Annotated in this window: 11 protein-coding genes and 3 pseudogenes; 2 read left to right on the top strand and 12 right to left on the bottom strand. The window is 39.3% G+C overall.

Annotation, left to right across the window (positions count from 1 at the left end; all coding sequences use genetic code 11):
- Together BMX84_RS12745 and BMX84_RS12870 are read left to right on the top strand one after the other, a co-directional pair.
- Positions 1-489, top strand: a pseudogene (locus tag BMX84_RS12745) (IS66 family transposase); the annotation flags it as partial.
- Entirely contained in the window at positions 469-663 is a 195-nt protein-coding gene (locus BMX84_RS12870; protein WP_425528535.1) for a transposase domain-containing protein, read from the top strand. The pseudogene BMX84_RS12745 and the gene BMX84_RS12870, both read left to right, overlap by 21 nt.
- Positions 664-1,585: 922 nt before the next feature.
- On the opposite strand, the gene BMX84_RS08660 is transcribed toward BMX84_RS12870, so the two are convergent.
- From BMX84_RS08660 to BMX84_RS08610, 12 genes and pseudogenes are all read right to left on the bottom strand, one after another.
- A complete protein-coding gene (locus BMX84_RS08660; protein WP_091488923.1) occupies positions 1,586-2,962 on the bottom strand; it encodes a sensor histidine kinase in 1,377 nt (458 codons plus the stop codon).
- A complete protein-coding gene (locus BMX84_RS08655; RefSeq protein WP_072695689.1) occupies positions 2,943-3,641 on the bottom strand; it encodes a response regulator transcription factor in 699 nt (232 codons plus the stop codon). Before BMX84_RS08655 ends, BMX84_RS08660 begins: the two co-directional genes overlap by 20 nt.
- A 69-nt stretch (positions 3,642-3,710) precedes the next feature.
- Positions 3,711-4,247 carry an adenylate kinase family protein gene (locus BMX84_RS08650; protein ID WP_072695691.1) on the bottom strand — a complete coding sequence of 179 codons (537 nt, stop codon included), beginning with the start codon at positions 4,245-4,247 and terminating at the stop codon, positions 3,711-3,713.
- A 276-nt stretch (positions 4,248-4,523) separates the two neighbouring features.
- Positions 4,524-4,885 (bottom strand): annotated as a pseudogene (locus BMX84_RS12740) (hypothetical protein).
- A 391-nt stretch (positions 4,886-5,276) separates the two neighbouring features.
- Positions 5,277-5,408, bottom strand: coding sequence for a glyceraldehyde 3-phosphate dehydrogenase NAD-binding domain-containing protein (locus tag BMX84_RS12735; RefSeq protein WP_245750960.1), 132 nt, complete (start codon positions 5,406-5,408; stop codon positions 5,277-5,279).
- Positions 5,409-5,574: 166 nt separating this feature from the next.
- Positions 5,575-6,150, bottom strand: a pseudogene (locus BMX84_RS08640) (TIGR01906 family membrane protein); the annotation flags it as partial.
- Between the two features lie 47 nt (positions 6,151-6,197).
- The gene (locus BMX84_RS08635; RefSeq protein WP_091488921.1) at positions 6,198-6,407 is read right to left on the bottom strand and encodes an adhesion protein; all 210 of its coding nucleotides are present in this window, start codon (positions 6,405-6,407) and stop codon (positions 6,198-6,200) included.
- Positions 6,408-6,423: 16 nt separating this feature from the next.
- Positions 6,424-7,269, bottom strand: coding sequence for a prolipoprotein diacylglyceryl transferase (gene lgt, locus BMX84_RS08630; protein ID WP_091488919.1), 846 nt, complete (start codon positions 7,267-7,269; stop codon positions 6,424-6,426).
- Positions 7,270-7,358: 89 nt separating this feature from the next.
- A complete protein-coding gene (locus BMX84_RS08625) occupies positions 7,359-7,886 on the bottom strand; it encodes a hypothetical protein (protein WP_091488918.1) in 528 nt (175 codons plus the stop codon).
- Positions 7,887-8,069: 183 nt separating this feature from the next.
- A complete protein-coding gene (locus BMX84_RS08620) occupies positions 8,070-9,389 on the bottom strand; it encodes a peptidoglycan DD-metalloendopeptidase family protein (protein ID WP_091488916.1) in 1,320 nt (439 codons plus the stop codon).
- A 356-nt stretch (positions 9,390-9,745) separates the two neighbouring features.
- Positions 9,746-10,087 carry a hypothetical protein gene (locus tag BMX84_RS08615; RefSeq protein WP_091488915.1) on the bottom strand — a complete coding sequence of 114 codons (342 nt, stop codon included), beginning with the start codon at positions 10,085-10,087 and terminating at the stop codon, positions 9,746-9,748.
- A 334-nt stretch (positions 10,088-10,421) separates the two neighbouring features.
- Positions 10,422-11,690 (bottom strand): M23 family metallopeptidase, encoded by a 1,269-nt coding sequence (locus BMX84_RS08610; RefSeq protein ID WP_091488913.1) that lies wholly within the window; start codon positions 11,688-11,690, stop codon positions 10,422-10,424.
- Positions 11,691-11,879: the final 189 nt, after the last annotated feature.

Here is an 11,879-nt window from a genome sequence, read left to right as displayed (position 1 = left end):
CCATCACGCAGCGGCTCTGTCCCTAGAGATTTCTTAGAGGAGTACACTGGCTATCTACATAGTGATGGGTTCTCCGGGTACAACAATCTTCCAGGGATGACGATGATTGCCTGTCTGGCGCATATCAGACGGAAGTTCTATGACGCCCGTCCAAAGAACTATTCCAGTAAGAGTGTCGCTCATAAGGGAGTCACGCTGTGTAACGAGTTATTTGTGTTGGATAAGTCCCTCAAGGACTTATCTGTTAGCGAACGGTATGATCAGCGCTTAGAACTAGTGAAGCCGAAGCTTGAGGCGTTTTTTGACTGGTGTGAATCCCTAACTGCGCATGGCAAACTTGGCACAGCGATCAACTAAGCGCTGAATCAGAAAGAGCGAATGATGAACGTTCTGAAGGACGGCCGTCTCGTGCTATCCAACAATCTAGCCGAACGTGGCATCAAGTCACTCGTTATGGGCAGAAAGAACTTGCTGTTTTCAAAATCTTTTGAGGGTGCTCATGCCGTTGCGACTATTTTGAGCCTCGTCGAGACGGCCAAATCCAACGGATTACATCCACGAAAATATCTGGACTACCTCTTAACTTACCTTCCAAATCGACAAAATACACCCTTGGAGGCTTATTTGCCATGGAATCCAAAGGTACAGGTGGAATGTCGCTAGACATTCAGTCTATTATACTCTTCGGACATTTCTCATTATAGAGGTGTCCGATTTTTATTTGTAGGTACTCAGCTATTCATCGCTTACTTTGTAATAAAGACTTCTCATCTTTAAAAAAAATGAAAACCGATCCGGAGGGCAACGTTTACATCACGTCGCCCTCCGGATCGTTTTAAATATTACAGAAAGTATGAACTGTCAGGTTCAATTATCATTGTCGTTGAGGGTAGCGTCCTGGATATCGTTTGAAAAATCGATGATAAAGAAGGTAGAATAAATCTATGGATTATTCAAAGATAGCTACGATGAAAAAATTAGTTGAAGATCCCTACAGTGGTTTTATCAGCACACTCGAACATTACGTGCCTTGAGTAAACAGATACCTTCACAATAGCTCCTTCTCAACTACTAGTTGATTATCGAACTGTTTGCAATAAAATGCGGTATTGCATACTTAAGAGGTAAGATAGAAATTTATTATCCTGGCAACTTTAAATAGTTACTTTACAAGTTAGATAGATACATAAATTAATACGCCGGAAATCAGCACTCATTGAGTTCTTTTTATTCCAACAACTATTGTACGATGATCGTTAGATCTCGATCCTTAGGTGTTTTTAGTTCGACTTCTATGACCAGCATAAGATTAGTTACTCTTCCAACATCAGTATTTGATGTACAGTCGACGGCGTCAACCGTTATAGTATAAACTTCTTCTATTACTACAACCGCTTCCGGCATGCCTTGTCCTGTTCCACATCCAGAATAACTTCATTACCGTCTTTTTCTAATATATCTATCTTAACTTTTGAACCCGTTAGATTCGTATTACCTGTACATCCCATCAGTATAAACAGTATACTTTGTCCTAGAACTGTTTGTTTTTTAAACTACTTCCTTTTTCTATATCAGTTCAATCTTTTTATATTTTCTGACTTTCGGGAAGGACGACCGTAAAGGTAGTTCCTCTTCCTTCATCACTCTCAACTCTAATATCCCCTTGATGTGCATCTATAATGCTTTTTACAACTGCCAGACCGATTCCTTGACCCTGCAGTTTACTGTTCCGTGAAGGTTCTACTTGATAAAAGCGCTCAAAAATGTAGTCTAACTTATCTTCTGGTATCCCCTTCCCGTTATCCTGAATCATTATTATAATTTCATTCTTGATGCGTTTGGATATTAAACTGATTTCCCCATCTTCGGGTGTGAATTTAACTGCATTGGCTAATAGATTTGTTATCACCTGTTCCAGCTTATTTCTATCCGCTTCAATCATTTCCGACTGTGCTTTTAGATTTAGAGTCACCTGCTTTTCATTAACCTGCGGTTCAAATGAGATGGAGATATTAGATAGCAGTTCTTTGATATCAAACGTTTCGAGATTCAATTGCTTATTTGTGTTTTCTGTATCGTCCAGCTGATCAATCAGCTGGACTAAATGAGCGAGACGTATGACCTGACGATTCAGGCTATTTAGCCGTTCAGGCGTGACCTCCCAGACACCGTCCAGCATGGCCTCAACATTCCCCTGCAGCGTAGTCAAAGGCGTCCTCACCTCATGAGCCAGATCCGAAACCATCTGATTCCGAATTCTTTTCTGCTCGGCTAACCGAGCGGCTAGAACATTGACGCTCTGCTGCAGCTGGAAGAGCTCGCTGATTTTTTCATCTTTGGTTTCAGCTTCTCCAATATCCCGTCCTTGAGCGATTTGCTGTGTCCGTTCGCTGGTCGCTGCAATTGGCCTGCTCAAACGTCTGGATATGAGGTAGGCCATAACCCCGGCAATAACAAAAGTTAGCAGACCCATCAATGCAATCAAAAGGATCAGATCTTCAATGAACTCTTCTTCTTCAGAAGTATAGTCCTGAAAACCCGGGTAAGTGATAAATGCTGTCCCGATATTATTCTCACCTGAAAACAAGTCTACTTCTTCTTCAAACCAGTCTTCCCCAGGCAGCACTTCAATCATTTGCATGCCCCGCATATGCTGTCCCATCGGTGAGGACTGACTGATTATTTCATTACCGTCTGCATCCACGATCCGCACAAACATATGCGAATGCATGGCATTCTGAATAGCGCCAGAAAGTATTTCCCGGTCCCACTGACTTTCACCGTCATATGCTGTTTCGATGGTTTCGATGACTGTTTCTCTTTCATTTATAAAACGGTCACTCAAGTAATCATCAAATCTGTTTTCAGTAAGTTGAAAGGTCAAAAAACTGAATAAAGAAATCATGAGTATACTTCCACTTAGAATATAAATGAATAAATGACTAAATAAGGTTCTCTTCATAATTCACTCCAAAACGGTAACCGCTGCCGTGTACAGTTTCAATATACATCGGTATTTTAGGGTCTCTCTCGATTTTTGCTCTCAAATTTTTTATATGGGAGTCGATCACTCTGTCCATTGCCGTGGCTTCCAGTCCTTTTACCTTTTCAAGCAATTGATCACGAGAAAAGACGTGACGCGGTTCTCTTGCCATGATCTCCAGAAGTTCAAATTCTGTGTGAGTTAATAACACATTGTCTCCATGCGCAACTACTTCCATTGTATTAGGGAAGATGACCAGATCACCTTTATTAAAAGTCAGTTTATCCTCATTATTGACTGTTTTCATCCTTCTCATTACTGTTACGATTCTGGCAAGCAGTTCTTTAGGACTAAAAGGCTTCGTGACGTAATCATCTGCCCCAAGTTTCAGTCCCTTGATAACGTCTGATTCATTCGATTTAGCGGTCAGCAAGATAATAGGTACATCCGACGATTCTCTAATTTTCTCGCAAATCTCCCAGCCAGTATAATCCGGCAGCATAATATCTAAGATGATAAAGTCAATGCTGTGATTATAAAATGTTTCAAATGCTTTTTCACCAGTAGATGCTATATAAACATCATGGCCGTCAGCATTTAAATAAGCCTGGACGATTTCCAGAATCGACTGCTCGTCATCAACAACTAATATGTTCATTCACCTGGTCTCCTTTATCCACTATTCATCAGAAAGAAATGTATCCGCAATACATTATACTGCACTGCTCTACTTCGATAAAAGTGCATCGATTTTTCGAAAGATTTCATCTGACGATGTTCCACTTATTCTAACTAATGTGTCTCTTCTTTTGTAGTAATCTAAAATCGGTCGGGTCTCGTTTAAGAAAACTTCAAAACGCTGTTCGATTACCTTTTCGGTGTCGTCTGTTCTTCCACGATTTATAAGCCGCTCTTTTAAGATATCCTTTGGAACATCCAGATAGAATACTCTCTGTTTTGTCTGGGTTATATCCTCCAAAGCTAATGACTGGTTTAAATTGCGAGGATAACCATCTAAGACAACCGAGCATTTATGCTGATGTTTGCTTATTTTTTGTTTAATAAGTGCGGTGATTATTCTATCCGGCACTAATTTCCCTGAAGATACATAACTTAAGACTTGTTTTCCAATTGCCGTCTCCTGTTTCATTTCGTTACGCAATATTTCCCCCGAGGATACAATGGGAAATTCATACTTGTTTTGAATGCGTTCTGCCACTGTCCCTTTACCCGATCCCGGGGCGCCAACTAAAATAATAATCATATCGAACTCCTTTTGTAAACTTATTATACATTGAATATTCCTGCAATAGAACCACCAGTAGTTTAATTTTTTACCGTAATACCGAAATCTCTTTGGATTTTATGATAATAGATTTAAAAAGAGCCGATATTTTTCATCAACTCTTTTTTCGTCTGCTTCTCTATAATTCAGCTACATATTCTATCAAACGAACAAGATTGGAAACAAAACCATACTTAATGTCATACCATGAAACTGTTTTAATAAGTTGAGTATCTTTATTTTTTATAATATCCGTTAACGTGGCGTCAAATATTCCTCCTGCAGAAGTACCAATAACGTCCGAAGATACAATCGGTTTTCAGAATATTCGAATGAAGAATTGGCGGCTTCGTTCATTGCTTTATTCACTTCTTCAATCATCACTTTCTTTTTAAGAGTAGTATAAAACTCCACTATTGCAGCATCAGGAAATGGCACTCGAGTTGCTGATCCATCGATACTGTTTTCTATAGAAGGAATGACCTTCCCGACCGCCTTGGGCGCCCGGTAGAAGTAGGAATAGCATTTATGGCTCCTACTCTACCCCGGCGCATATCCTTAGAGCCGGGGCTATCGTGTAATGACTGCGAAGGCGTGTATGCCTTAACCGCCTTCATATAAACAGTTTCGATTCCAAGTTTATCATTCAGAACTTTTGTAACAGGCGCCAAATCATTTGATGTACACGAACCGGAAGAAAGGAGTTTGTCGTCTTGTGTAATGACATCCTCAATGACTCCTAAGACAATGATTTTCGTTTCCTTATCAGCCGGAGTCGTAAGTATAACTTTTTTCGCACCAGCTTTGATGTGTTCCTGCGAATTTTCAGCCGTTGCATTCACTCCCGTCGCTTCTATTACTATGTCGACCCCTAAATCTTCCTACAGTAAATTCCCTTCTTCTGATTCCTGATAGTAGTTGATTTCATGCCCATTTTATAACCAAAGTATTCTCCCGAACCTGGACATCATGCTTTAAACGTCCGTATGTTGTGTCAAATTCCATCAGTTAATCTAAGTTTTCAATATCACTTAAATCATTAACAGCCACAACTTCCAAATCTGAATCTGTATCTAACAATCTTCTCAGTACTGTTCTCCCAACTCGTCCAAATCCATTGACTGCGATTTTTGTAGACATTTTAATTCCTCCATTATTTTATTGTTATTATAATCTTATCTTGAACATTATGTTATTTACAATTATCTCCTACTCAATTTATTTTAGTAGAAATCTCCTTCTCAAAGCCTACCTGTTTTCCTACCTCTTTCTTTTTCGACAATAGACTTATGTCTCTTGTTTTTCTCTTTGTCAAAACGTAGCCAGTTATCAGTAAGATTTCAACTAATCCAAAAGCTAACAAAAAATTGTGCATAAAGAACTCAGCCGGTAAAATCAGAATTATGGGATCTGTAGCAGGATTGAACAACCACGCATCATTGTTGAAAAATGACTGATGAAATAATAGAAATAAGCTATCAAAGCTAATCAGAATACCTACTATAACTGTCAAAGATAGAAAAATCCCATTTTTAAAATATATAAGCAAACTTTTGTATAAATTTCTACTTTTTATATACCTCATAAAAAAATACGTCCCTGATCCCGCAGCAGCAAGAATAAGGTAATTAAACATGAATAATCTTTTCACTTCATAGAAATGAAACAGTCCCCTTTCGGAACTTGGAAAATCAGGCATTGCCAAATCTGTTATCCAAGGCATATTCAAGTAATCCATTAAGATTCGATAATTTAATATAATTTGTTCTTTAGATACATTTACATAATCTGTGATGTTCAAATAATCAATATCAACTATATATAAAGGAGTAAAATTAATTGTAAAAGCTATTGATACGGACATAATGAATAGCGAAATCACGATATATCCTAATGATTTTATAATTCTTTGCCTCAACACGATGCTTCTCACCTTTCCTTATGTCCAACTCTAGATCTCAGCTCATGTAATTCTTCTTTTAACTTTCTATTTTTTTCTTCCAGTATCTCTTTTTCTAATAAGGCATTATCAGCATCACTAACTTTTTTGTGAGAATGGCCCCCGTGCATACCAGGCATCAAATACATCATAAGCACGTGGCCAATAATCATAACAACGATAAATAGTATTGTTTCCATGTATTTTTCTCCTTTGTTATCGACTGTATATAAAATGGATCCCGTAATAGAATACTACTGATCCAATAAAGCCTAACGCTATAATTCCATAGACCATTGCATTTTTCAATGTACCCGCTTCGCTGGTATATTCAATTTGATCATTATGCTTGTTTCGCATGAACATTAATAACAGCAAGCCTAAAACAATAATCAGCAAACTCAAGACATGTGCAATACTTAAACTGCCGATTGCCTGAGGGTTAGATCTGAAGAACTCTACAATAAACCTGTTGAAAGCAAAACCGATGACATATATGAAGAACAATTCGCCGTCAAATTTGGCCGTCTGTCTTCTTCTCCATATAATCAGAAACAATATAAAGTTTAACGCTACTTCATAGAGCTGGGCCGGGTGCAGCAGTTCGCCACCTACCATGACTCCCCATGGCCAGTTTCTGCTCATCGGCACACCGAAAACGTCACAGCCGACACGGCCTATCGCCTGACCTAATATAACCCCTGGAACGATTGCATCTGCTGTTTTCCAGACAGCCATTTTCTTCTTTTTCATAAACCAGAATGCAAACGATCCGGCAACCAGAATGGCTCCTTGAATCGATAAACCACCTTGAGAGATCTTAAAGATGTCCAAGGGATTTGCCAGATAATGGTCTAGGTTAAAGAACAGTATGTATCCTAATCTGGCACCTATAATCCCAAGTAAAGCAGTATACAGCCCCAGATCCATCAGCATATCTTTATCCAGCCGTTTACGTTCACCTTCTTTTTGAATAAGCAATAATCCAATAATCATACCCAGGGCACTGGTCACGCCCAATAAAGAAATACTAAAATGTCCGATACTGAACAATTCTATCATATAAACATTCTCCTATTCTATTTAAAAGAAATGAATACAACAGGATGAGTCATCGATCCTTGTTGTATTCGCATTTTAACTTAATCTAACTATTTTGAATTGAAGAAATTAAATCTCTTCATAAATTCTCTGTCTTCATTGTTATTTAACTCCCGCTCATCCCAGTCCATGATTCCTCTATTGAAGTTAAATGAATTATGCATCTCTTCCATCCAATCGAACATACCATTAAAGGAAACGTCACTAAAACCTCTCATGTGATTTCCCATATCACCAAAAAATGACTCGGGATTCTCCGACCGATTTTCATCGCTAAATCCCCACATTCTATTGTGCCAGTTATTCCAGCTATCGGTTTCTTTATCGTAACTTTTATTAGTGTTGTTTTCACTGCCATTATCATCTGGAATGCTGTTCTCTCTGTTTCGGAAAGAATTTCCATGCATGCCTTCCATATGATCCCATATTGTCTCATCACGATCGTCCCAATATGGATCTGGCGACTGTTCCTGATTCCCATGGGCTGCAACATTGCTCAGTTCACTGTTATATAGACTAACACTAGATACTCCTCCAATAACCAGTAAACTTGCGATATATTTTTTTCCTTTTTTCATTTTCTCCACCTCTTCTTATTCTATACCTTTAGTATAAAAAAGAATTATGGAGAAAAAATGGAGATTGCAGTTTATATTATTTTTTTGTTTATTCACTGGTTAATTGTTCAAAAAAAGACGTCAGCGACTGTTCATCCACTGACGTCATAATTTTACACTGACACGTACTAAATTTTGAAATTACTAATTGATATAGTTCATCGGATCAACGGTTTCTCCATTCCTATACACTTTGAAATCCAGGTGCACACCCGTAGAATCTCCAGTAGTCCCCATGATGCCGAGCTGTTGACCTTGTGACACTCGTTGACCACGCGCAACACTTAGATTAGGCTGCATATGCGAATACACTGATGTATAGCCATCACCGTGGTCTACCTTGACGTAATAGCCTAGGGCGCCATTATACCCGGCTGTAGTTACAGTACCGGCACGGGCAGCTATGATCGGGCCACTTCCTGCGATATCAACACCTGTATGGAATCGGCGATCGCCAAAAATCGGATGAGTTCGCCAGCCATAGGGGGACGATATTCTCCCTCTAGCGGGTCTTGTCCATCCATTACTTGTTGGAGCCACATTCGATGAAGCCTCAGTCGAACTTGCATTATTTGAAGACGTTGCAGCTTGTGGTTTATCGTTGGCTTTGGCGGCGGCAGCTGTTTTTGCCTCTGCCTTAGCTCTTGCTGCCGCTTCTGCTTTAGCCTTTGCTTCTGCTTCTCTCTGTGCTTTTTCCTGAGCGATACGGATCGCTTCTTGTCTAGCACGTTCTTCTTCAATGATGCGCTGTTTCTCAGCTTTCATTTCTTCATTTAATGTGCTGGTACGTTCTGCAAGGATCGCCTGTTCATTGATGAATGATTCTCTTTCTTCAGCATTCATCTCATATTTTTCTGCGATCTGAACGATTTTATCATCTAACTCAACACGCTGGTTGACTAAATTATTTCGGCTGACTTCCAGTTGAGCTTTAACTTTTTCCATCTCTTCCTGTTCAGCTTTAACTTGTTTTTCGTTTTCTTCTAAAGCATTCTGGTCAGCGATCTGTTCTCCCATAATATCCTGATTTGCAGTAACCAGTTTATTGACGACGTTGATGCGTCCAACTAAATCAGATAAGCTTTCCGCTGACATCAACAAGTCAACGATGTCTGAAGCGCTGGCGTTTGTCTGTACAGAACGTGCTTGTGATTCCAGTTGTTCATTACGGTTATCGATCTGCTGTTGCAGTTGAACGATTTCTTTCTGCAGACGTTCGATTTCTTCTTTGATGCGCTGGATTTCATTTTCCTGTTCATTGATTTCCAGAACTAGAGTATCGATATCTGCTTGAAGGGCGGTCACTTCTTTTTCCAGTTGAGCTTTTTCTTTTTCAAGTGATGCCATTTTTTCTTCACGGCTCTGGACCTCAGTACCTATTTTTTGTGATTCACTTTCCAGTTCCTGCTGCTGAATTTCCAGTTCTTCTAATTTTTGAGAGGCTTCAACCTCTATCGGCTGCATTAAAGGTCCTGCGAGAATTACTGATGCTATAAATGTTAAAATGTATTTTTTTTCACGATATGTAGCTCCTTGTCCTTTGATATCTGTTTAGGTTGATAGTACATTTTTATATTTTCTTTACGGCTAAGTGATTTCTACTTTTTTCTTTGTCAAAAAATAGTATAGCATAAACACTGCCAAAGTTATGTTTTATTTGTATGACATATTTAACTTATATTACAAAATAACTTTATTATCATCATAATCCAAGACATGTGTGGTGTACATGCAAAAGTAGCACGTGATTAGTTATCTGCTATAACCAAATATAAAGAAGCCACTAAGTATTGCTTGTGGCTTCTTTTATAATTTAACCTTTAATGCATGCTGTCCATACCTTTGAAATTATTACTTTGAGAAGATCCGCCTGTTCCATGCATATCCTTGTAATGCTCCCTAAGCTGCTGATTAGTTAACTCAGGATGCACTTCATTCAAATGCGGCTTCATTTGTCCGAAGTTGATAATCTCGTCTTCCATTAATCTTTCCATATCTTTAAAATCTTCCGCATCCATCACATCTGACATATGGTTATAACTGACATTGTTCTCTACACTGACTATGTCTTGGTTTGTCATATCTTCTTTAACAATATCTGAGAAACCCAGTCCACCTGAAAAAGCTAAAGCCCCTGCTAGAATTCCACTAATCATATTCATTTGATCCATCTCCTTATAGTTATCTCTTCTTGCTAGTTTAATAATAACCATTAGTTATGGATATTTTATGGATTTCTGACAACTTTTAAACAGATGCTGAAGAAGAGACTGTTATGGTTCTTGAACAGGAACCCCTAATCAAAAGCCACTATTTTTCCGCTATACAATAAGACTTGAAGCTAAGGAATAAATATGGACTCAACCACCTTTTCAGTTATTCGGCAATCAGATACTTCCATTTTCTAAAGCGATTAAAAAAGAGGAAGAAAACGTGGTCGTTTTCTTCCTCTTTCAGTCCTATTCAATTGGTTTACTGAGAGAGCTTATCGTCCCTTTAGTTTAAATAGTTCATCGGGTTGACAGCTTCTCCGCCTTTGCGGACTTCAAAGTGCAGGTGAACGCCTGTTGAACGTCCGGTCGTTCCCATGATGCCAACCTGCTGACCCTGCGAGACGCTCTGGCCATTCGACACACTTAAACCTTTTTTCAAGTGCGCATATAAGGTAGAGTACCCGTCACCATGATCAACGATCACTGTATAACCATACGTGTCAGAGTATGATGCTTGGGTCACTGTTCCGGCACGTGAAGCAACAACAGAACCGCTGCCTGCAATATCGATCCCGGAGTGGAAAGACCCTTGTTTACCCGTTACCGGATGGGTACGATAGCCAAAAGGTGACGTCATATTGCCGCTTGCCGGACGTGACCATCCACTGCTTTTTGACTCTTTCGCTCCTTCAGATGACGACGTTGAGACCTCCGCCTTTACTTCTACTTTAGCTTTTTCTTTTGCCGCTTTCTCTTTTTCTGCTTTCTTTTCTGCTTCGGCTTTTGCTTTTTCTTCCGCTTCTTTTTCTTTTTTGCGTTTTTCTTCAGCTAAACGCTCGGCTTCTTCTTTTTCACGTTCTTCTTCGAGAATACGCTGCTGTTCGTTTTTCAGCTCTTCATTCAAGCTGCTTGTTCGTTCAGCTATGATGGTCTGTTCGTTGACGAATGACTCTTTTTCATCATCCGACATGTCAAACTTTTCAGCGACCTTAACGATCCTGTCTTCCAGCTCCGTACGCTGGCTGACGATGTCGTCCCGGTTGACTTTCAGTTCCGCTTCGGCGCTCTTCAGCTCTTCTTCCTGGCGTTTCACTTGCTCTTCAGCTCTATCCAGTGCCTTCTGATCGTTTATTTGTGCCAGTAAAGTATTCTGAGCAGAGGGAGCCAAACTGTTCACATCACCCATTTGTCCCACCGGATTTAACAGGTTCACGTTTTTTTTCTTGTCAGAACGTGATTTGTTTACTAACTCTTCACTGCGCTGTTTGATTTGCTCTTTCAGCTGAGTGATTTCTTCTTGAGCCTGTTCGATTTCTGTTCTACCCTTTTCAAGGTCTGCTTCCTGACTGCTGATATCTATAACAAGGTCATCGATGGTTGCCTGGGCGTCTGAAATAGTTTCTTCAAGCTCTGCTTTTTCCTTTTCAAAAGACTTATCTTCCTGACTCACGGCATCTTCTGAGTTTTGTGATGCATCCACTACTGTTAAACGTAACAAAGGTCCTGCCAGCACTAACGATGTCATTAATGATACAACAAATTTTTTGTTCAAAAAGAAAGCTCCCCATTCTATAAAAGTGATTTAAGTTAATTTTATGCTAATATCCTTACCGGTGTAGATATGAAACATTGTTATTCATACCTTTATTTTCTCCACTCGTATGAGTATAGCATAAACATGGGTGAAACTTTATTTAGTTTCTGTAACAAAACAAACAATGGATGTTACAAGACTGTATCA

The sequence above is a fragment of the Alkalibacterium putridalgicola genome (assembly GCF_900109825.1).
Classification (GTDB): domain Bacteria; phylum Bacillota; class Bacilli; order Lactobacillales; family Carnobacteriaceae_A; genus Alkalibacterium; species Alkalibacterium putridalgicola.
The sequence above is the reverse complement of the archived record's forward strand: the minus strand, read 5'-3'. Positions and strand labels throughout refer to the sequence as shown.